Source organism: Microlunatus flavus (assembly GCF_900110855.1).
Classification (GTDB): domain Bacteria; phylum Actinomycetota; class Actinomycetes; order Propionibacteriales; family Propionibacteriaceae; genus Microlunatus; species Microlunatus flavus.
The window spans coordinates 74,519-94,055 of the sequence record NZ_FOFA01000007.1 but is presented as its reverse complement, the minus strand read 5'-3'; the positions used below and the strand labels follow the sequence as shown (position 1 = coordinate 94,055).

The 19,537-nt window shown below is 73.5% G+C and carries 18 protein-coding genes and 1 tRNA gene; 6 read left to right on the top strand and 13 right to left on the bottom strand.

The genetic code is table 11. The features are described 5' to 3' along the window. Nucleotides 1-21: 21 nt before the first annotated feature. From BMY04_RS15610 to BMY04_RS15600, 3 genes are read right to left on the bottom strand one after another with little or no spacing between them, the layout of a single operon-like run. Nucleotides 22-915 carry a carbohydrate ABC transporter permease gene (locus BMY04_RS15610; RefSeq protein WP_091182901.1) on the bottom strand — a complete coding sequence of 298 codons (894 nt, stop codon included), beginning with the start codon at nucleotides 913-915 and terminating at the stop codon, nucleotides 22-24. Continuing rightward, nucleotides 915-1,847, bottom strand: coding sequence for a carbohydrate ABC transporter permease (locus BMY04_RS15605; RefSeq protein WP_091182896.1), 933 nt, complete (start codon nucleotides 1,845-1,847; stop codon nucleotides 915-917). Before BMY04_RS15605 ends, BMY04_RS15610 begins: the two co-directional genes overlap by 1 nt. Continuing rightward, nucleotides 1,844-3,172, bottom strand: a complete 1,329-nt coding sequence (locus tag BMY04_RS15600; RefSeq protein ID WP_198410201.1) for an ABC transporter substrate-binding protein — start codon at nucleotides 3,170-3,172, stop codon at nucleotides 1,844-1,846. The genes BMY04_RS15605 and BMY04_RS15600 overlap by 4 nt, the downstream gene beginning before the upstream one ends. 257 nt (nucleotides 3,173-3,429) lie before the next feature. Here BMY04_RS15600 and BMY04_RS15595 point away from each other — a divergent pair, with 257 nt between their 5' ends. The 3 genes from BMY04_RS15595 (at nucleotide 3,430) to BMY04_RS15585 (ending at nucleotide 7,649) form a co-directional block, all read left to right on the top strand. Continuing rightward, nucleotides 3,430-4,449 (top strand): LacI family DNA-binding transcriptional regulator, encoded by a 1,020-nt coding sequence (locus tag BMY04_RS15595; RefSeq protein WP_091182893.1) that lies wholly within the window; start codon nucleotides 3,430-3,432, stop codon nucleotides 4,447-4,449. Nucleotides 4,450-4,530: 81 nt separating this feature from the next. Continuing rightward, on the top strand, nucleotides 4,531-6,621 hold the full coding sequence (locus BMY04_RS15590) for a hypothetical protein (protein WP_091182891.1): 2,091 nt from the start codon (nucleotides 4,531-4,533) through the stop codon (nucleotides 6,619-6,621). Continuing rightward, nucleotides 6,618-7,649, top strand: a complete 1,032-nt coding sequence (locus tag BMY04_RS15585) for a class I mannose-6-phosphate isomerase (protein WP_091182888.1) — start codon at nucleotides 6,618-6,620, stop codon at nucleotides 7,647-7,649. Before BMY04_RS15590 ends, BMY04_RS15585 begins: the two co-directional genes overlap by 4 nt. A gap of 21 nt (nucleotides 7,650-7,670) precedes the next feature. Here BMY04_RS15585 and BMY04_RS15580 read toward each other — a convergent pair. The 7 genes from BMY04_RS15580 to BMY04_RS15550 form a co-directional block, all read right to left on the bottom strand. Then, a tRNA-Leu gene (locus BMY04_RS15580) sits at nucleotides 7,671-7,743 on the bottom strand. A 55-nt stretch (nucleotides 7,744-7,798) separates the two neighbouring features. Further along, entirely contained in the window at nucleotides 7,799-9,457 is a 1,659-nt protein-coding gene (locus BMY04_RS15575) for a metallophosphoesterase family protein (RefSeq protein ID WP_091182884.1), read from the bottom strand. A 144-nt stretch (nucleotides 9,458-9,601) separates the two neighbouring features. Further along, the gene (gene def, locus BMY04_RS15570; protein ID WP_232506436.1) at nucleotides 9,602-10,159 is read right to left on the bottom strand and encodes a peptide deformylase; all 558 of its coding nucleotides are present in this window, start codon (nucleotides 10,157-10,159) and stop codon (nucleotides 9,602-9,604) included. Continuing rightward, the gene (locus BMY04_RS15565; protein WP_091182880.1) at nucleotides 10,156-10,671 is read right to left on the bottom strand and encodes a glycine cleavage system transcriptional repressor; all 516 of its coding nucleotides are present in this window, start codon (nucleotides 10,669-10,671) and stop codon (nucleotides 10,156-10,158) included. The genes def and BMY04_RS15565 overlap by 4 nt, the downstream gene beginning before the upstream one ends. 331 nt (nucleotides 10,672-11,002) lie before the next feature. After that, nucleotides 11,003-11,953 carry a Ppx/GppA phosphatase family protein gene (locus BMY04_RS15560; protein WP_091182878.1) on the bottom strand — a complete coding sequence of 317 codons (951 nt, stop codon included), beginning with the start codon at nucleotides 11,951-11,953 and terminating at the stop codon, nucleotides 11,003-11,005. Next, nucleotides 11,950-12,522 (bottom strand): DUF501 domain-containing protein, encoded by a 573-nt coding sequence (locus tag BMY04_RS15555; protein ID WP_091182874.1) that lies wholly within the window; start codon nucleotides 12,520-12,522, stop codon nucleotides 11,950-11,952. Before BMY04_RS15555 ends, BMY04_RS15560 begins: the two co-directional genes overlap by 4 nt. Before the next feature lie 4 nt (nucleotides 12,523-12,526). Continuing rightward, entirely contained in the window at nucleotides 12,527-13,840 is a 1,314-nt protein-coding gene (locus BMY04_RS15550; RefSeq protein WP_170854175.1) for an MFS transporter, read from the bottom strand. 155 nt (nucleotides 13,841-13,995) lie between these two features. On the opposite strand from BMY04_RS15550, the gene rbsK reads away from it, so the two are divergent. Next, a complete protein-coding gene (rbsK, locus tag BMY04_RS15545; protein ID WP_091182867.1) occupies nucleotides 13,996-14,958 on the top strand; it encodes a ribokinase in 963 nt (320 codons plus the stop codon). Between the two features lie 149 nt (nucleotides 14,959-15,107). On the opposite strand, the gene BMY04_RS15540 is transcribed toward rbsK, so the two are convergent. The 3 genes from BMY04_RS15540 to BMY04_RS22855 form a co-directional block, all read right to left on the bottom strand. Next, entirely contained in the window at nucleotides 15,108-15,596 is a 489-nt protein-coding gene (locus tag BMY04_RS15540) for an FtsB family cell division protein (protein WP_139209889.1), read from the bottom strand. Nucleotides 15,597-15,862: 266 nt separating this feature from the next. Then, complete coding sequence (gene eno, locus BMY04_RS15535; RefSeq protein WP_091182859.1) at nucleotides 15,863-17,143, bottom strand: phosphopyruvate hydratase; 1,281 nt, start codon at nucleotides 17,141-17,143, stop codon at nucleotides 15,863-15,865. 179 nt (nucleotides 17,144-17,322) lie between these two features. After that, the gene (locus BMY04_RS22855) at nucleotides 17,323-17,496 is read right to left on the bottom strand and encodes a hypothetical protein (RefSeq protein WP_170854174.1); all 174 of its coding nucleotides are present in this window, start codon (nucleotides 17,494-17,496) and stop codon (nucleotides 17,323-17,325) included. 136 nt (nucleotides 17,497-17,632) lie between these two features. Between BMY04_RS22855 and BMY04_RS15530 the strand changes: the two genes are divergently transcribed. After that, entirely contained in the window at nucleotides 17,633-18,475 is an 843-nt protein-coding gene (locus BMY04_RS15530; protein WP_091182855.1) for an SDR family NAD(P)-dependent oxidoreductase, read from the top strand. A gap of 30 nt (nucleotides 18,476-18,505) precedes the next feature. Next, nucleotides 18,506-19,531 carry an aldo/keto reductase gene (locus tag BMY04_RS15525; protein WP_091182852.1) on the top strand — a complete coding sequence of 342 codons (1,026 nt, stop codon included), beginning with the start codon at nucleotides 18,506-18,508 and terminating at the stop codon, nucleotides 19,529-19,531. The last annotated feature ends 6 nt before the right edge of the window (nucleotides 19,532-19,537 follow it).

The window sequence follows — 19,537 nt, the reverse complement described above, 5'->3', positions numbered from 1 at the left end:
CCCCCGGGCACCTCCGGACGACTACCGGCCGACCCCGGCGGTCAGGCCGCTCACGAGCTGGCGCCGGGCGACGACGTAGAGCACCAGGACCGGGATCGCCGACAGCACGACGGCGGCCAGGGTCGCCGGCACGTCGATCGAGAACTGCCCCTGGAAGTTCCACAGCGCCAGGGGCAGCACCCGGATGTTCTCGCTCTGGGTCAGCACCAGCGGCAGCAGGAAGCCGTTCCAGACCTGCAGCGCGTCGTAGATGACCACGGTCCCGAGCGCCGGCCGCGCCAGCGGGAGGACCAGCCGGAGCAGGATCTGGCCGTTCGTGGCGCCGTCGACGAACATCGACTCGAACAGCTCGCGCGGGATGTCGCGCAGGAAGTTCACCAGGACGAGCACGGTGATCGGGATGGCGAAGGCGATCGACGGCAGGATCACCGCCAGCAGCGTGTCGTAGAGGTCGAGCTGACCGAGCATGAAGAACAGCGGGACGATCGTCGCCTGGAGCGGGACCGCGAGCCCCAGCAGGAACAGCGAGTAGGACGTGCGCACGAACCGCCGGCTGGACCGCACGATCGTGTACGCGGCCAGCAGGCAGACGACCACCGTCACGACGACCGTGGCCGCGGTGACCAGCACGCTGTTGACGAAGTAGCGCGCGATCCCGGACTCCACCACCTGCCGGTACGCGCCGAGCGTGGGGTCGCCGGGCGGAACCAGCGGGTTGCGGGTGTAGAACTCGCCCTGCTCGCTGAAGCTGGTGAGCACCACGTAGTAGATCGGTACGACGATGATCGCCAGCCACACGACGCCGAGGACCGCACCGACGACGTTCGGCCGGTCGCGGCGCCGCCGCGCGCGCGGCCTCGGCTGCTCGGCGGGTCGTTCCGTCCGGGTCGTCGTCGGGCTCGTCGTGACGGCCATCAGGCACCTTCCTGCTGGCTCGTCATGCGGTTGAAGCCGCTGACCCTGGTGATGATCGTGGCGAGGACCAGGCCGATGAGGACCAGCAGGACGGCGAGGACGCTGGCCGAGCCGAGCTGGCTGGCCTGGAACCCGGTGAGGTACATGTCGAGCGGCAGCAGCCGCGTCGCGTACCCGGGGCCGCCCTGGGTCAGGATGAAGACCAGGTCGAAGTAGGTCAGCGACCCCACCACCATCAGCGTGGTGGAGGCGATGATCGTGTTCTTCAGCTGCGGGATGGTGATCGAGAAGAACTGCTGCACCCGCCCGGCCCCGTCGATCGAGGCCGCCTCGTAGAGCGACGGCGGGATCTGCCGCGCGCCGGCCTGGTAGAGCAGCGAGTGGAACGGGATGAACTGCCAGGCGATCACCAGGACGACGGTGTAGAGCACGAGGTCGGTGTTGCCGAGCCAGTCCTGCACCAGCGCCTTGACCCCGAAGGCGTGCCCGAGCCCGTAGTTCGGGTCGAGCAGGGCCTTGAAGGCGATGCCGATCGCCGCCGCCGACAGCACCAGCGGCAGGAAGTACAGCGCCGACAGGACCGCGCGGTAGCGCTGGCGCCCCGCCGTGAAGACCCCGATGAGCAGGCTGAGCGGCGTCTGCAGGACCCAGGACAGCACGATGACCTTGAGCGTCAGCCACAGCGCGTTGTAGGTCACGGGGTCGCTCAGCTCGTCGACCCAGTTGTCCAGGCCCGTGAACTTCGGCGGGGTCAGCCCGTCCCAGGTCGTGAAGGACAGCACCGCGGCGACGACGAGGGGCACGATGCCGAACGCCACGAAGAAGATCAGCGCCGGCGCGAGGTACCAGGCGCTGGGCTCGGCACCGCGGCCGCCGGCGGCCCGGGCGCCCTCGCGGGCCGCACCGGGCGCACCGGCCGTCGTCGCCGTCACTTGCCGATCGTCTTGTTCATGGCGTCGGCGAACTTCTGCGGCGTGCTCGACTTGTTGAAGAGCAGGTCGAGCTGCGTCCAGAAGGCGGCCGAGGCGGCGGGCGAGAGCGCGAGGTCCCACGACATCTGGAAGCTCGGGGCCTTCTGGATCATCTCGTAGACGCCCTGCGGGAAGCCCTTCGGCAGGAGCGCGGAGGCGTCCTTGACCGGCGGGATGTTGCCGCTGTCGGCGAGCCGCTTGGTGTACGGGTCGGTCCACAGCGTGCTCGAGAAGTAGTCGATCGCGGCCGAGGTCTGCTGCGGGTTGGCCTTGGACGAGACCGCCCAGAACTGCGACGGGTTGCCGGCGATGTTCATCGGGTCGCCCTTGCCGCCGCTGACCGCGGGGAAGGCGCCGTACGCGAGCTTGCCGTCGGAGACGAAGTTCTTGGCGATGCCGTCGATGCTGTCGAAGGCCCACGCCCCCTGCAGGAGCATGGCCGCCCGGCCCGTCGCCATCAGCGCCAGGTCGGCGTTGGTGTCGGCGCTCACCGAGGCGTAGCCGTCCGCGAAGCCGCCGGCCGAGATGAGGTCCTGGATCTGCTGGCAGGCCTGCAGCACCGCCGGGTCGGACCAGGCGCCCTCGGTGTTGTCGAGCACCCGCTTGAACACGTCGGGCCCCCCGATGCGGTCCACCAGGTACTCGATCCACATCAGGTACGGCCACTTGCTGCCACCGCCGAGGGAGATCGGCGCGAAGCCGGCCGACTTGATCTTCGGCACCGCCGACATCAGGTCGTCCCAGGTCTTCGGCTGCTCGATGCCGACCTTCGTGAGCACGTCGTGGTTGTAGTAGAAGAGCACCGGCGCCGAGGCCGAGAGCGGGACGGCGTACGTCTTGCCGTCGACCTTGCCCGCGTCGAGGACCGACGGGAGCACCTTGTCGAGGAAGCCGGACTTGCCGCTCAGCGGCCCGGTCAGGTCCTGGACGAGCCCGGCGTCGACGTAGGACCGCATCGTGCCGCCGCCCCAGGTGTAGACGAGGGTCGGTGCCTGGGCCGAGCTGATGCCGGTCCTGATCTTGTCCTTGTAGTCGTTGGTGCCGAAGTAGTTCGCGCTGATCGCCGAGTCGGCGTGCGCGGCGTTCCACTCGGTCACCGTCGGCTCGATGAACGGCTGGTCGCCGGTGATGCCCCACATGGTCATCGCCGCGCCGGCGCTGCTGCCGCCCGCGCTCCGGCCCGACCCGCAGGCGGACAGCGCACCGGTCGCGGCCAGCGTCGCCAGGCCTCCGCCGGCCGCCAGGAAGCTCCGTCGTGAGAGCGGGGTGCGCATCGCACGCGTCATTGCTGTGTCTCCTCCATCGAGCCCGTCGGGTGACCCGGACCGGGCGTCCGCGGCTGCTCGGTCGGCGCCGCAGAAAGTGGTTACGTTTCCACTCGCCATCCTTGACGTGAGGTTCCGGGCCTGTCAAGACGTCAGTTCGGGAAACTTTCGCGCTCGAGAGACCGGCTTTTGGGCATCTCGGTCGCGGCCGAGGAACCTTGACGGCGCCAACCTGCGCCGCTACGTTCGTGGAAACGTAACCACCAGGAGCCGAGGACATGCCAGACGAGCAGCGCCCGCGGCGGCCCGCCACGATGAAGGACGTGGCCGCGGCCGCCGACGTCGGCCTGGGCACCGTGTCGCGCGTGTTCTCCAACAACGGCAAGGTGGCGGCCTCGACCCGGCAGCGGGTCGAGGAGGTGGCGGCCCGGCTGAACTACCGGCCCAGCGCGCTCGGGCGCGGGCTCAAGCTCAGCACCGCGAGCAACATCGGGCTCCTCGTCACCGACATCTCCAACCCGTTCTACGGCGAGTTCGCCGAGGGCCTGCTCGGCGCGGCCAACGCCATCGGCCACCACGTGATCCTCTGCGCGACGGGCGAGGACCCCGCGACCGAGCGCGAGTACGTCGACCTGCTCCTGCAGGAACGGGTCGGCGGCATCGTCGCCTTCCCCACGAGCGAGAACCGCGAGCTGTGGCGCAGCGCCCAGGACCTCGGGACCCGCGTGCTGTTCGTCGACCGCACGGTGCCCGGGATCGAGGCCGCATGCCTGTCGGTGGACCACCAGGCGGGCGCCCGCAGCGCGACGGAGCACCTGCTCGCCCTCGGCCACCGTCGGATCGGCTACCTCGGCGGCCCCGACCGGCTGACCAGCGGCTCCATGCGTGAGGCCGGCTACCGCCGCGCGCACGCCGACGTCGACGTGGGCGTCGACGAGCGCCTGGTCGTGCGCACCCGCTTCACCCGCGAGACCGCCTACGCGAGCGCGGTGCGGCTGCTCGACGCCCCCGACCCGCCGTCGGCGCTGTTCGTCGGCAACAACGTGCTGGGCGAGGCGGCCCTCACCGCGGTCCGCGACCGCGGGCTCAGCGTGCCCGACGACATCTCGCTGGTCATGTTCGACGACGTGTCGTGGGCCAAGCTCGTCGACCCTCCCGTGACCGTCGTCGCCCAGCCCACCCGCCAGCTCGGGGCGATGGCGGCCCGCACCGTCCTGACCGCCCGGCCCGAGGCCCAGCAGCTGCTGCTGCCGCCGCAGCTGGTGGTGCGGCGCAGCACCGCCGCCTTCTACGGCTGACCGTCCCACCCCCCGCACCTCCCGTACCCGCACGCCCGCACCGCCCCCGATCCCCCTGCACCGACGCGCAAAGGACCCCTCATGGAACGCGGCATCTACTTCGACGGATGGTTCCCGAACGAGCACTGCTACCACCCGAGCATGCCGCCGAGGCGGCTGGCGATGCTCGACGACCTCGCCGACATGCGCGGCACGATGCTCGTCTGGGCCGGGCTCGGCGGCGGGACGATCAGCCTCCCGTACCTCGAGGAGGAGGCCTACGGGCCCGTCCCCGCGCGGTTCCGCCAGCACGGCTTCGTGACCGACGCCGAGTTCATCGCCGCCGCGAAGGAGCGCGGCATCGACCTGTTCGCGATCGTCTTCGAGGCGCAGGCCTGGGAGTTCCCGGCGCGCTACGGCGCGGACGGGGAGGTCCTCGAGCAGAACCAGCTGCTGGGCGACGCCGAGGGCCGCACGGTCGGGCTGCGCGAGTTCTCCTCCGACACGGGTCCGGCCAGCTGGAAGCCGTTCCGGCACTACTTCCCCGACGGGCTGACCAACAGCGACGGCGAGCAGGTCACCGACCTGTGGTCGGAGATCGCCAGCCGCGACCTCGAGGGCAACCCGCTGCACGCCCACTGGGTGGAGGTGCCCGGCATCGGGCAGCAGTGCTACCTCGCCGACCGCGTCAACCCGGTCTGGCGGGAGTACCTGAAGGCGATCATCCGCGTCCAGATCGACGCCGGCGCGCCCGGCATCCAGCTCGACGAGAGCGACCTGCCGCTGCTGTCCATGCGCTACGGGGGCTGCTTCTGCAAGGACTGCATGAAGGGGTTCCGCCGCCACCTGCAGGCCCTCGACGCAGCCCCCGCCGAGCTCGACGGCGTCGACCTCACGACCTTCGACTACCGCACCTGGCTGCTCGACCAGGGCTACCGCGCCGGCGCCGCCCCGCAGTCGCTCCCGCTCGCGGACCACTACATCCAGTTCCTCATGGACGTGACGGTGGAGACGTTCGCCGAGGTGGCCCGCTACGTCCGCGAGTACGCCGAGGAGACCGGGCGCACCGTGCGGCTGGCCGGCAACTTCTACGACTGCGCCCCGATCTACGACGCGATGGTCGGCGAGGTCGACGTCTGCGTGACGGAGATGCGCGAGACCCGCTACCAGCAGCCGTGGTGGTTCCGGCACGCCGTCTCCATCGCCCGCGGCCGCCCCCTGGTGGCCGTCGAGAACCCGTACGGCGGCGTCACCGAGGAGCTCTCGGAGCGGCTGAAGCTCGGGCAGGGCCACGACCTCTTCCGCATGACCATCTACGAGGCCGCCGCGATGGGCGGCAACATGTCGCTGCCCTACGGCTCCTGGCTGGGCAGCGTCACCAAGGACTCGTTCTGGGCCCCGCGCCGGCTGTGCGTCGAGATCGGCGAGTTCCTGGCGTCGGTCGACGCCCTGACCAGCAACCAGACCTCCCACCGCACCGCCGTCCTGTGCCCCGTCGCGAGCCTCCAGCGCAGCGCGGTCGACGGCGACCAGTTCTTCGACGAGGGCGCCTGGTACGAGCGGCCCGAGTCGACGGGGCCCGCACCCTCCTACTGGCCGGTCATCGAGCACCTGAGCCGCAACGGCGGTCTGTTCGACGTGGTCGTGCTGGCCGACCCGCGCTACCGCGAGAACGACCTGACGCTCGAGGGCCTCCAGCGCTACGCCACCGTCGTGGTGCCCGACGCCTGGCGCGTCAGCCCCGAGCAGCACGCCGTCCTCTGCGCGTACGCCGACGCGGGCGGACGGGTGGTCGTGCACGGCGCCTACGGCACCGACCTGCCCGACGCCGACCGCCTCCTCGGTCACGCGCAGGTCGTGCGGACCAGCGCGGTGCCCGACGTCCGCGCCCAGGTCGGCGACGAGCTCGCCGGGGACCTCGGCGGCACCACGACCGCCTGCGTCCACGCCCTCGACGGCGGCGACCAGGCCATCCACCTGCTCAACTACGACTACGACGCGGAGTCCGACACCACCCGGGTCCGCCACGACGTCGAGCTCACCCACGGCTTCGCCGCCGCCCGGGCGACGCTGCACCGCCCGGGCCACGCGCCCGAGGAGCTCGCGCTGACCACCGGGGCGGACGGCGTCCGCGTGGTCGTGCCCGAGCTCGACCTGTACGCGGTCGTGCACCTCAGCGCAGCCGGCGCATGACGACGACGGGCCTCGACGCCGAGCGGCTCGCCCCCCGGCTGCTCGCCCCGAACCAGCCGGGCGGGCGCCCCTACCGGGGCGGAGCCGGGATCGCGCACTTCCGCGGCGCCCCGGCCGGGACCGACGACCGGGTGCCGGAGGACTTCCTGGCCTCGACGACCACCCTGCACGGGGACCCGGAGGTCGGTCTGACCCGGCTGCCCGGCGGGCCGACGCTGCGGCAGGCCGTCCTCGACGACCCCGTGGGCTTCCTGGGGGCGGCGCACGTCGAGCGCTTCGGCGCCGACCCCCGGCTGCTCGTCAAGCTCATCAACCCCGAGCAGCGGCTGTTCGTGCACTACCACCCCGACGACGCCTTCGCCCGGGCCCGGCTCGGCAGCGACCTCGGCAAGACCGAGGCGTGGGTCGTCGTCGACGCCCCGCCGGACGGCCACGCGTACGTCGGGTTCCGGCGCCCGGTGCCGGTCGAGGAGGTCACCGGCTGGTTCGAGCGGCAGGACGCCGAGGCCATGCTGGCGGCGATGCACCGGGTGCCGCTCGCGGCCGGCGACACGCTGCTGGTCCCCGCCGGCCAGCCGCACGCGGTCGGCGCCGGGATCACCCTGCTCGAGCTGCAGCAGCCGACCGACCTGTCGCTGGTCCTCGAGCACCGGGCCTTCCCGGGGCTGGACGAGCAGGCCGCGCTCCTCGGGCTCGACCTGGCGACGGCCTTGGGCGCCCTGGACCTCGGGAGCCTGTCGGAGGACGCGCTGGCGGGTCTCGTGCAGCACCCGTCGGAGGGGTTCGGCGCGCTGCCGCAGGTCGCCGACCCCTACTTCCGCCTCGAGCAGACGGCGGTGCGCGGCCGTGCCGTCCTCGACGCCGCGTACGCCGTGGTGGTGGTCGTCGAGGGCGAGGGCCGGGTGGAGCGGCCGCACGACGCCTTGGCGGTGCGGCGGGGGTCGGTCCTGCTGACGACCCACGGTCACGGGCCGGTCGAGGTGGTGGGCGACCTGCTGCTGCTCCGCTGCCGACCCCCGGCGCCCTGAGCCGCGGACCTGCGGCACGCGTGCCCCCGGCGGGATTCGAACCCGCACCGCAGCGGGTTTAAGCCGCCTGCCTCTGCCGTTGGGCCACGGGGGCTCGGCGCGGACGCCGGGCTGCGCGCGAGCCTAGTGCCGCACGGGCCCGGCGCGCGTCAGCGCCGGCTCTCGTCCGGGGTCGGCGAGGGGCTGGCGCCGCTGAGCCGTCGGCGGGTCTCGTCCGGGAGCGCGGCCAGGTCGCCGGTGTCGGTGCGGCGGTCGATGACCACGCGCCCGTCGGGCTGCAGATGGACCGGCTGCACGCCGGTGACGAGCCCGGTCGCCGCGTCGCGGAAGTAGAAGTAGGAGTCGGCGCGGACCAGCGGCGGGCTGAAGGGCGTGCTGAACGAGGCCAGCGTCGGCTGCTTCACCCCGCCGGAGGTGCCCTGCTGCATGCCGACGGTCCAGGAACCGTCGGCGTGGGTCACCACGGTCGGCCCGACCTGCGCGTGCATGTGCCCCCACAGCACGAGCCGGGCTGGCGGGTCGGGCGCCTCCATCAGCGGCGCCGCCGCCGTCGGCTGGTGCACGAGGATCGCGTCCACCGGCCGCGGTCGCGCGACCTGGAGCATCCGCTGGCCGAGCTGGGCCTCGTCCTCGGGCCGGTCGAGCGTGCGCTCGACGCTGAACGGCACCTGCCGCTCGGGGTCGTCGTCCCCGAGCACCTCCAGGCCCCCGACCCGCACGGCCGCGCCGTCCAGCACCTCGGCGCCGGCCGCGCGGAGCTGGGCCTCGGTCACGTCCGAGTCGTGGTTGCCCGTCGCCACGACGAACGGGCGGCCGCCGGCGATGCCGAGCTCACGGCGGATGCAGCCCCGCTCGGCCGCGGTCCCGTTGACCGTGTCGTCGCCGGAGTCGAGGACCACGCTCGGGTTCGTGACCGCGACGAGGCGGCTCATGAGCTCGGTGGTGGCCTGGTTGCAGTGCAGGTCGCTGAAGCCGTACGCCATCGTCTCGCCGCTGCGTGGGCGTGGCAGCTCGTCGAGCTGCGCCGCGAGCGACCGCGTGGCGGTGTCCTCCCACTCGCCGACGGCCGCCTGCTGGCGAGCGCTGAGGATGCGGATCCCGGAGACCGTGCGGCCCAGCAGGTCGGCGAGCAGGGCGCTGTCGACGCTGATGGTCGGGGTGCGGTCCGGCAGGGGCAGGTTCACGGGGATGCGCGGGCCGTCGGGCCGGGTCGGCACCAGGACGCCGCCGACCAGCACGGCCACGACCGTGACGTAGACGGCGAGGGTGCGGCGCCGGGTGACGCGACGCACCACCCAGGGCGCGAGCAGGCCCGAGCGCAGCCGCCACACGGCGAACCCGACGAGCAGCACCGCCTCCGCCACCGCGGTCCGCTGCAGCGCGTCGCGCTCCAGCCGCTCCACGAGGCCGCGGACCGCCTCCTCCGGGTCGGTGTAGAGCGCGGTGTAGGCGGACAGCGTCTCCTGCGAGAACAGCGACCCGAGCGTCGAGCCCGACTCCCCGACCCCGCCGACGGTCGCGCGGACGCCGACGGGCGCGTAGGGGCTGGTCAGGTAGGCCCGCCCGAGCGGTCCCAGGTCGATCTCGATCTCCCCGCTGTAGTCGGCGGCGAGGTCGACCCGGTTGGGCCCGAGGTAGTCGCTGACCCGCGCGTGCCCGACGCCCCAGGCCGCGGCGAGCGGCAGGGAGAGGACGGCGGCGACGAGCGTGACCGCGACCGCACGGGCGAGGCTGGTGAGGAGCGTGCGTCGCGAGCGCACCCGCGCGGCGTGCCGCGCGAGCACGCTGCCGAGCCGACGCGTACGCACCCCTCCAGTGTGCGGAGGCGACGTCACGCCCGTGGGTCGTCCGTGAGACGAGCACGTTCGCCGGCACCTCTGCGAACCGCTGAGGGACGACGGCCCGGGAGCCCGGAACGCTGTCGTCGTTCAGCGTTTCGCGGGGGTCGGGGCTCAGGCGGAGGGGTCGGCGGGGGCGTCGAGGTAGACCTGCCGGGCGTGCAGGGCGTGCGCGCCCGCGACCCGGTCGAGGAACAGCAGCCCGGCGCAGTGGTCGATCTCGTGCTGCAGCGCGCGGGCCTCGAAGGCGTCGGTGACGACCTCGGTCTCCGCGCCGCTGCCCGGCAGCAGGCCCCGTACGGTCACCCGCGAAGCGCGCTTGACGTCGCCGGTCAGGTCGGGGACGGACATGCAGCCCTCACGCGCCCGTTCGTTGCGGCTCGACTCGACGACCCGCGCGTTGACGAGCACGACCAGCCCGTGGGCGGTGCGCGTCTTGGGGTGGTCGGTGACGTCGACGCAGAAGGCCTGGGCCGAGACGCCGACCTGCGGGGCGGCCAGGCCGACGCAGCCGGGCGAGACCCGCATCGTGGCGACGAGGTCGGCGCAGAGCTGCAGGACCTCGGGGTCGGTCGGGTCGACGTCCGGACCCGGGGTGGCGAGCACGTGCGCGGGCGCGCGCACCACCTCGCGCACCCGGCCCGTCGGCAGGGTGGACAGCTCGAAGCTCACAGCTCGTCGTTCTCCAGCGGACGCAGGGTCACCTCGACGCCGAGGTCGTTCCCCACGGCCGCCAGCCGGTCGCGCAGGGCGTCCGCGTCCGTCTCGTCGGGCAGGGCGACCTCGGCGAGCAGCACGTACAGGTCGCCGGACAGCCGCGTCGTCAGGTCCGTCACGTTCGCGCCGGCCTCGGCGACCACGCCGACCAGGCGCGCGACGATGCCGAGGCGGTCGGCCCCGTAGACCGTGACGAGGTGGTTCGCGGTCGTCGAGGGGACGTCCGGGTCGGGGGCGACGGCCCGGACGGCGACGTCGAGGCCGGAGGAGGCGAGCGGGGCGAGCGCGGCGCGGACCTCGTCCACCGTCGCGTCGCCCGCGCAGACGAGCGTCATGGCGAAGTGCCCGCGCAGGAGGGTCATCGAGGAGTCCTCGAGGTTCATCCCGCAGCCGGCAAGGGCGTCGGCCGCCGCCGCGATGATGCCGGGGCGGTCGTGCCCGACGACGGTCACGGCCAGGGAGCTCACGGGCTCATCCTGCCAGTGGCTCGGCCTCTCGTGCTTCGGTCGAGCGCCGGGTGGTCCTCGTACGGCGGCGTCGAACAACCATCCGCACGGGCGCGGGGTGCTCGCCCGCAGCAGCACGTGGCCGCGCCCGTGCTCCCGCCAGACCCATCCACGTTCGACGCCGCCGTACGAGGACCACCCTTCACGGGGCCGCCCTTCGGGCTCGCGGCGCTGCTTGAGCTCCTCGGACACCCCTGGCCGTGGCCGTCGTCGGGCGCGGCCGTGCCGGGATCGTCGCGCGGCAGCCACCCTCGCCGGGTGCGGGGGGACCGGCTCCTCGGCGACCGGAGGGTTACGCGGCCCCGGTGCGCAGGAGCTGGAGGGCGATGCCGTCGAGGATGTCGGACTCACTCACCACGAGGTCGGCGACGTGGAGGCGGGCCGCCACGCGGGTGGCGATGAGGGCGCCGGCGGTGACGACGTCCGCGCGGCCGGGGTGCATCGAGGGCAGGGCCTTGATCTGGTCCACGTTCATCCGGCTGAGCAGGAAGGCGAGCTCGTCCAGCTTGGGCAGCGGGATGGTGGAGCCGTGCACGGCCTCGCGGTCGTACGCCTCCAGCTGCAGGTGCACCCCGGCGAGCGTGGTGGCGGTGCCGGCCACGCCCACCCAGGTCCCGACGGAGCCGAAGTCGACGCCGGAGGAGTCGAGCAGCGCGTCCACGTGCTCACGGGCGGCCTCGAGGGCGGCCGGCGTGGGCGGACCGGCGCCCAGGAACCGTTCCGTGAGGCGCACCGAACCGATGTCGAGCGAGATCGCGGAGGCGACCGTTCCGTCGGCGCCGCCGACGATCAGCTCGGTGGAACCGCCGCCGACGTCCATGACGAGCACGGGCTCCGCGTCGGGGCGGATGCGGCTGAGCGCCCCGGCGAAGGAGAGCCGGGCCTCCTCGTCGCCGGAGATGACGTCGGGGCGGACGCCGAGCAGCTCCTCGATGCCCGCGAAGAAGGCCTCGCGGTTGCGCGCGTCGCGGGAGGCGGACGTGGCCACGAACCGGGTCCGCTCGGGCGGGACGCCGGCGGCGCGGACGCGCTCCGCGTAGCGCCGCGTCACCGCGAACGTCCGCTCGAGCGCCTCGGGGGCGAACTCCCCCGTCGCGTCGACCCCCTGGCCGAGCCGGACGATCTCGGTCTGGCGGTCCAGGTCGGTCAGCGCCGGCCCGTCGGGCCGGCCGGGTCCGGGGTCGGCGAGCAGGAGGCGGATCGAGTTCGTGCCGCAGTCGACCGCCGCCACCGTCGCGCTCACGCGTCCCCCTCGCTCTCGCCCTGCTGACCCTCGCCCTGCTGGTCGGTGGCTCCGGGCAGGCACGGCCGGTGCCACCACTCCCCCACGAGCGCCAGCGTCTCATCCCCGAGCGGGTTGACCCCGGGCCCGGCGGCGAGGGCGTGCGCGAGCAGCGCGTGCAGGCACTTGACCCGGTCGGGCATGCCGCCGGCGCTGACGCCGGCGATCTCTCCGACGTCGCCGTCGCCGGTCTGCTCGCCGATCGCGCGCCGGTCGGCGAGGTAGGCGTCGTGAGCGGCCGCGTACGCCGGCGCGAGCCCGGGCTCGGCGTGCAGGCGGGTCGTCATGGCGGCCATGACGCCGTTCGACTCGAGCGTGGAGCAGGCGGAGGCCGCGCGGGGGCAGGTCAGGTAGTAGGTCGTCGGGAACGGTGTCCCGCCGGGTAGCCGGGGCCGGGTCGCCACGACCGTCGGCCGTCCGCAGGGGCAGCGGTGGGCGACGCCGACGGCGCCGCGGGACGGGCGGCCGAGCTGGGCCTCGACCGTCGCGGCGTCCTCGGCGCCGAGCTCCGGCGCCGTCTCGTCGGGCACGGCGTCAGCCCTGCCGCGGCGTGCCGGGGAGGGTGAGCGTTCGGATCGCGGGCGAGACCCAGGTGATGACCACGGCGACCATGATGAGGCCACCGCCGAAGAGGAAGGCGCTCGAGGCGCCCAGCCCCTGGGCGGCGATGCCCGTCAGGGAGAAGCTGATCGGGTCGCCCAGGTAGCCGGCGAGGGCGGCCAGGGCCATCACGCGGCCGAGCTGCTGGACCGGCGTCGAGAGGACCAGCGAGGCGTTGATCAGCGTGCCGAAGAGCCCGGTGCCGACGCCGGCCAGCGCGCCGCAGGCACCGGCGAGGACGACGCCGGACCCGCTCCCGAAGACGTCGCGCTCCAGCAGACCGAGCGTGACGAGCCCGATGCTCATCAGGGTCAGCCCGAACGCCGCGACCACGCCGGCCCGGGCCGTCGGGCGCCGCCAGGTGAGGAACGCTGCCGTCAAGACCGCGCCGACCCCGAAGCCGCCCAGCACCCAGCCGACCCCGCCCGGCCCCCAGCCCTGCTCGTTGGCGAGCAGCGGCACGCCCGCGGTCATCGGGCCGGCGAAGCCGAAGTCGAGGATCGCCAGCACGGTGACGGTGACGAGGAGGCGCCGGTCGACGATGACCAGGCGCAGCCCGTCGTGGATCTCGCCGAAGACGCCGCGCTCGGGCTCCACCGCCCCGCTGAGCACGGCCGAGCTGCTCGGCCGGACCATCCGGGTCAGGGAGAGCGCGACGACCGAGGCGGCGAACATGAAGGCCGCGACGCCGAAGGCGACCGACGTGCCGTACGCGACGAGCAGCAGGCTGGCGAGCGGGGCGCCCACCATGGGGGCGCCGCGGTAGACGACGGTGCGCAGCGCCTGCAGCCGCGTCTGCCCCTCGAGGGTGGCGACGAAGGCGGGCGCGGCGCCGACGGCCGGCAGGAAGAACCCGTCGACGACGCCGAACACGGCGGCCAGGGCCCCGATCAGCACGGTCCCGTTGAAGCCGGCGCCGAGGACGACGGCGGCCGCCACCATGACCAGCGTCCGCAGGACGTCGGAGACGATGATGACGCGCTTGGGGCCGATGCGGTCGACGAAGACGCCACCGGCCAGCAGCACGACGGCCCGGGGCAGCGACCCGAGCACAAGCACGAGACCGACCTGCGCCGGCGGCATGATCATGACCGCCGCCCACGTCAACGCCACGTAGAAGATCTGGTCGCCGACGAGCGAGTGGGCGTAGCCGAACAGCCACCACCCGGAGTCCCGGGCGCGTGGCAGTGCGCGCCGCGGCCGCGCCGGACGGCGCTCGTGCCGCGCGGACCTCGTCTGGCCGGACACCCTCGGGGCCGTCTCCGTCCTGCCCGCGCAGCGACGCGCGGACCTTCGTGCCCCCCCTGCGAGGTCGGCCGGCTGGTCGCCGGTCGACGTCCTTCCTGCGGTGGCCGCATCGCGACCTGGGAAAACCGTAGCCCCGTCCTCGCTACAGTGCGGCCATGATCGCCACGACAGGAGGTGCGGGTCGCGCGGCGACCCGTCCGGGCGCGGTCGTCGTGGTCGGCAGCATCAACGTCGACCTCACGGTCGCCGCCAGCCCGCTGCCGCGTCCCGGCGAGACCCTGACCGGCAGCTCGTTCGCCAGCGGCCTGGGCGGCAAGGGCGCCAACCAGGCCGTCGCCGCAGCGCGCGCCGGCGCCACGACGAGCATGGTCGGGGCCGTCGGCCGCGACACCTTCGGCACGCTCGCCCTCGACGCCCTGCGCGCCGACGGCGTGGACGTCGACTGGGTCGAGGAGGTGGACGGCCCGACCGGCGTGGCCCACATCCGGGTCGACGCCCGCACCGGCGAGAACAGCATCGTGATCGTTCCCGAGGCGAACGGCGCGCTGACGCCGGCCCGCGTGGAGGAGTCGCTGCGCGAGCTCGCCCCGTCCTCGCCGGTCGTGCTGCTGCAGCTCGAGACGCCGCTGGAGGTGGCGCTGGCCACCGCGCGCGCCTGCTCCGAGCTCGGCCTGAAGCTGGTCCTCGACCCTGCGCCTGCCGCCCCGCTGCCGGACGAGATCTGGGAGGGCGTCTGGCTCGCCTGCCCGAACGAGACCGAGGCGGAGCTGCTCACCGGCACCCGGGTCACCGACGTCCGTTCCGCCGAACGCGCGGCGCGCTGGTTCTCCGAGCGGGGCGTACGCCAGGTGGTCGTCACCCGTGGCGGTCGAGGCACCGTCGTGGTCGGGCCGGGCGGCACCAGCGACATCCCCGCCTTCGGCGTGACGCCGGTGGACACGACGGCCGCCGGCGACACGTTCGCCGGGGCCCTCGGGGCCGCGGTCGCCGCCGGGCTGGCCTGGCCGGTCGCGCTACGTCGGGCGGCCGCCGCGGGTGCGCTGGCCACGACCAAGCCGGGCGCGACGTCGAGCATCCCGACCGCCGCCGAGGTGGACGCGTACCTCAAGGGCAGATAGATCTGTCGTCGCTCCGCTTGGACGCGGACCGGGCTCTGACCCGACGCTCTCGTCGTCTCGGATGACGACGACGAGCGTGTCGTCTTCCGCTCCTCCTCAACGCGTCGGCGCCCGGTCCGGCGGGGGCTGCGCTTCCGACGCGACGGATCTCATCTCGGCTTGGAGTCCGGGGTGACCGGGGCGCGCTTGCCGGGGTCGGCCTTCTTGACCGCCGGCTTGTCGGCCGCCTTGACCGAGCCCCACATGCGGTCCCACCACATCGCCTGGGGCTGACCCGGGTCGTCGGTCGGCGTGGAGTCGAGCGTCAGCCCGCCGCCGAGCGGCTTGCCGTCGGCGCCGACCACGGTGTAGCCGGTCTCGCCGGGCACCAGCCAGCCGAGCCGCTCGCGGGCCTGCGCCGACACGTACGCGGGGTCGTTCCAGCGGGTGATCTGGCTCTGCAGGTCGGCGATGCTCGCCTGGCTCTGCGCGATCTCGGCCTTGGTGGTGGCGATCTCGTGCGCCTGCGCGAAGTAGATCCGCAGCGAGGTCGCGTACGAGATGACGAGCACGAGCACCACGACCACCAGGGCCAGGGCACGCGCCGTCAGGTTGGCGCGGACGGCCCGGTGCAGCACGGCCGCACCGGACGCGGCCACGCGCGCCGTCGCCTGGCTCGCCGGACGCGGTGCCGCCGACCTCTTCGTCCCGGCCGAGGCCTTCCGCGAGCGCGAGCCCGCGCTCGGACCGGCACCGGCCTCCGCGGGGGCCGGGTCGAGCGCGACGGTCGGCTCGGTCGCCGGGTCCGTCGGCGGGAGGACGCGGTCGCGAGACGCCGTCCGGGCGCGCGGCTTGCCCCGGCCGGGACCTGCGCCCGGCCGGGCGGTCGGACGAGGTCCGGACGGCGCCACGGTGCTGGTCGTCCCTACTTGCCCGTGAAGCGCGGGAAGGCGGAGGCGCCGGCGTAGCGGGCCGCGTCGTCGAGGTCCTCCTCGATGCGCAGCAGCTGGTTGTACTTGGCGACGCGGTCGGTGCGCGCCGGGGCGCCCGACTTGATCTGGCCGCAGTTGGTGGCGACGGCGAGGTCGGCGATGGTGGTGTCCTCGGTCTCGCCGGAACGGTGGCTCATCATGCAGCGGAAGCCGTTGCGGTGCGCCAGGTCGACGGCGTCGAGGGTCTCGGTCAGCGAGCCGATCTGGTTGACCTTGACCAGCAGCGCGGAGGCGGCCTTCTCGGTGATGCCGCGCTGCAGGCGGGTGACGTTGGTGACGAAGAGGTCGTCGCCGACCACCTGCACCTGGTCGCCGATGCTGGCCATGAGGGCGCTCCAGCCGGTCCAGTCGTCCTCGGCGAGCGGGTCCTCGAGGGAGACGATCGGGAAGTCGCGCACCCACTGCGCGTAGATCTCGGTCATCTCGTCGGCCGACTTGGTGCCGCCCTCCCAGTGGTACGCGCCGTCGGAGAAGAACTCGCTGCTCGCGGCGTCCAGCGCCAGCGCGATGTCCGTGCCGAGCGTGAGCCCGGTCGACTCGACGGCGGTGGAGATCAGCTCGAGCGCCGCGACGTTGGCCGGCAGGTTCGGCGCGAAGCCGCCCTCGTCGCCGAGCCCGGTCGAGAGGCCCTGCTTCTTGAGCACGGACTTGAGCGAGTGGTAGACGCCGGCGCCCATCTCGAGCGCCTCCTTGAACGTGGCCGCGCCGATCGGCGCGATCATGAACTCCTGGATGTCCACGTCGGAGTCGGCGTGCGAGCCGCCGTTGACGATGTTCATCATCGGCACGGGCAGGACGTGGGCGTTCGGACCGCCGACGTAGCGGTAGAGCGGCAGGTCCGCGGAGTTCGCGGCCGCGTGGGCGACGGCGAGCGAGACGCCGAGGATGGCGTTCGCGCCGATCGAGCCCTTGTTGTCGGTGCCGTCGAGGTCGATCATCGCCTGGTCGATGAGACGCTGCTCGCTGGCCTCGAAGCCGATGAGCTCGGGACCGAGCTGGTCGACGACGCCGAGGACGGCCTTGGTCACGCCCTTGCCGCCGTAGCGGGAGCCGCCGTCACGGAGCTCCACCGCCTCGAACGCACCGGTCGAAGCACCCGACGGCACCGCCGCCCGGCCCTCGGACGCGTCGTCGAGGATGACCTCGACCTCGACCGTCGGGTTGCCCCGGGAGTCGAGGATCTCGCGCGCCCCGATGAACTCGATACTCGCCACGAACTGCTGCCTCTCGCTTGCGCCCGCGCGTCAACCACGGGGACGACCTGGTGTCCTCCACACCCTAGCGGCGCAGGGCTTCGAGACCCCGGCAGCACCACGGGCGGTTCGCCGGGCGGCTGAGACGGTCGCGCCCACGGCCGTACGCGGCTGGCGGGGGCTCCGAGCGGGCACGGTCGTCAGTGCGGCGGGCGCGCGCCGCCCTGCTGCTCCCAGCGCCGGTTGGTCTCGGCGTTGCGCCGCTCGATCCGGCGACGGCGCTCGACGCGGGAGGCGACCCACCAGCCCAGCACGGCGAACAGGAAGGTGAGGGCGACGCCGCCGACGACCAGCGGCAGGACCGGGACCTGCACCCCACCTCCTGGGATTCTCGGGGACGTGCGACGAGTCTCCCACGGGCGCTGCGGCGAGCTTCTGCACGCTCGACCACCCCGGAGGTGGATCCGGTGGCAGGAGTTCGGGCGGGCCCCGCCGGGGTAACGGCGCAGCATGAGCGACACCTCCTCCACCACGCCCGCCGACCGCCCGTTCGCCCTCGTCACCGGCGCCTCCAGCGGGATCGGCCTCGAGCTGGCCCGGCAGCTCGCGGGCCACGGCCACGACCTGCTCGTCACCGCCGAGGACGCGGGCGTGGAGGCCGTGGCCGACGAGCTCCGCGCGCTCGGCGCCGAGGTGACGACGTTCGTGGCCGACCTGCGGACGGGCACCGGCGTCGAGTCGCTCTACGCCGCGACCGTCGCGCACGGACGCCCGCTGGCCGTGGCCGCCCTGAACGCCGGGATCGGGCGGGGCGGCGCGTTCGTCGACAACGCCCTGGACGACGAGCTCGACGTGATCCGCCTGAACGTGCTCGGCACCGTGCACCTGACCAAGCTCGTGCTGGACGACATGGTGCTGGCCAACGCCGGCCGGCTGCTGATCACCTCGTCGATCGCCTCGACCATGCCGGGCCCGTTCCAGAGCGTCTACAACGCGTCGAAGTCCTTCGTGCAGTCGTTCGCCGAGGCCCTGCAGACCGAGCTGGCCGAGACCGAGGTGACGATCACCTCGCTGATGCCCGGCCCGACCGACACCGCCTTCTTCGCACGGGCCGGCATGGAGGACACCGCCATGGGCGCCGGTCCCAAGGACGAACCGGCCGCCGTCGCCCGCCAGGGCTACGAGGCGCTGATGGCCGGCAAGGCCAAGGTCGCCGCGTCCTCACCCGGGACCAAGGCGACCGCCCTGGCCGCGGCCGTGCTGCCCGACAAGGTCAAGGCCCTGCTGCACCGGGTCGCCGCCAAGCCGCGCGGCGACAGCGCGTCCGAGGGGACCGACGAGGCCGGCGCGTGACGGCGCGGGCGCGCGGGTAAGGATCGGGTCATGGAATACCGCACTCTCGGGCGCAGCGGATGCGCCGTCTCCACCCTGTGCCTCGGCACGATGACCTTCGGCAACGAGACCGACGAGGCCGGCTCGCACGAGCAGCTCGACCGGTTCCTCGAGGCCGGCGGGACGTTCGTCGACACGGCGAACGTCTACACCCGCGGCGTCTCCGAGGAGATCATCGGGCGCTGGTTCGCCGACCGCCCCGCCGACGTCACCGACCGTGTCGTGCTCGCGACCAAGGGCCGCTTCCCGATGGGCGACGGGCCGAACGCGTCGGGCCTCTCGCGCCGTCAGCTCACCCGGGCGCTCGACGCCTCCCTCACCCGGCTCGGCCTCGACCACGTCGACCTCTACCAGGTGCACGCCTTCGACGCCTGGACCCCGCTGGAGGAGACGCTCCGTACGCTCGACGGCTTCGTCCGCGAGGGCAAGATCGGCTACTACGGCCTGTCGAACTTCACCGGCTGGCAGCTGACCAAGGCCGTCCACGTCGCCCGGGCGCTCGGCCTGAACGAGCCCGTCACGCTGCAGCCGCAGTACAGCCTGGTGGTGCGCGAGATCGAGTGGGAGATCGTGCCCGCCGCCCTCGACGCCGGGATGGGCCTGCTCCCCTGGAGCCCGCTCGGCGGCGGCTGGCTGTCGGGCAAGTACAAGCGTGACGAGCGCCCGACCGGGGCCACCCGCCTGGGCGACAACATCAACCGCGGGATGGAGGCCTGGGACCGGCGCGGCACCGAGCGCACCTGGAACACCATCGACGCCGTGCAGAAGGTCGCCGAGGACCGCGGCATCTCGATGGCCGAGGTCGCCCTGTCCTGGGTCACCGACCGCCCGAGCGTCACCTCGACGATCCTCGGCGCCCGGACCACGCAGCAGCTCGAGACCAACCTCAAGGCCGCGGGTCTGCACCTGACCGCGGACGAGACGGCGTCCCTCGACGAGGCGAGCGACCTGCACGCGGCCGACTACCCGTACGGCGAGCTCGGCGTCGGGCAGCGCAACCGCAACCTCGAGGGCTGAGCGGAG

Coding starts and splice junctions, on each gene's coding strand:
- BMY04_RS15610 (WP_091182901.1), bottom strand. CDS start 915: ATGGCCGTCACGACGAGCCCGACGACGACCCGGACGGAACGACCCGCC.
- BMY04_RS15600 (WP_198410201.1), bottom strand. CDS start 3,172: ATGACGCGTGCGATGCGCACCCCGCTCTCACGACGGAGCTTCCTGGCG.
- BMY04_RS15595 (WP_091182893.1), top strand. CDS start 3,430: ATGCCAGACGAGCAGCGCCCGCGGCGGCCCGCCACGATGAAGGACGTG.
- BMY04_RS15590 (WP_091182891.1), top strand. CDS start 4,531: ATGGAACGCGGCATCTACTTCGACGGATGGTTCCCGAACGAGCACTGC.
- BMY04_RS15585 (WP_091182888.1), top strand. CDS start 6,618: ATGACGACGACGGGCCTCGACGCCGAGCGGCTCGCCCCCCGGCTGCTC.
- rbsK (WP_091182867.1), top strand. CDS start 13,996: ATGATCGCCACGACAGGAGGTGCGGGTCGCGCGGCGACCCGTCCGGGC.
- BMY04_RS15530 (WP_091182855.1), top strand. CDS start 17,633: ATGAGCGACACCTCCTCCACCACGCCCGCCGACCGCCCGTTCGCCCTC.
- BMY04_RS15525 (WP_091182852.1), top strand. CDS start 18,506: ATGGAATACCGCACTCTCGGGCGCAGCGGATGCGCCGTCTCCACCCTG.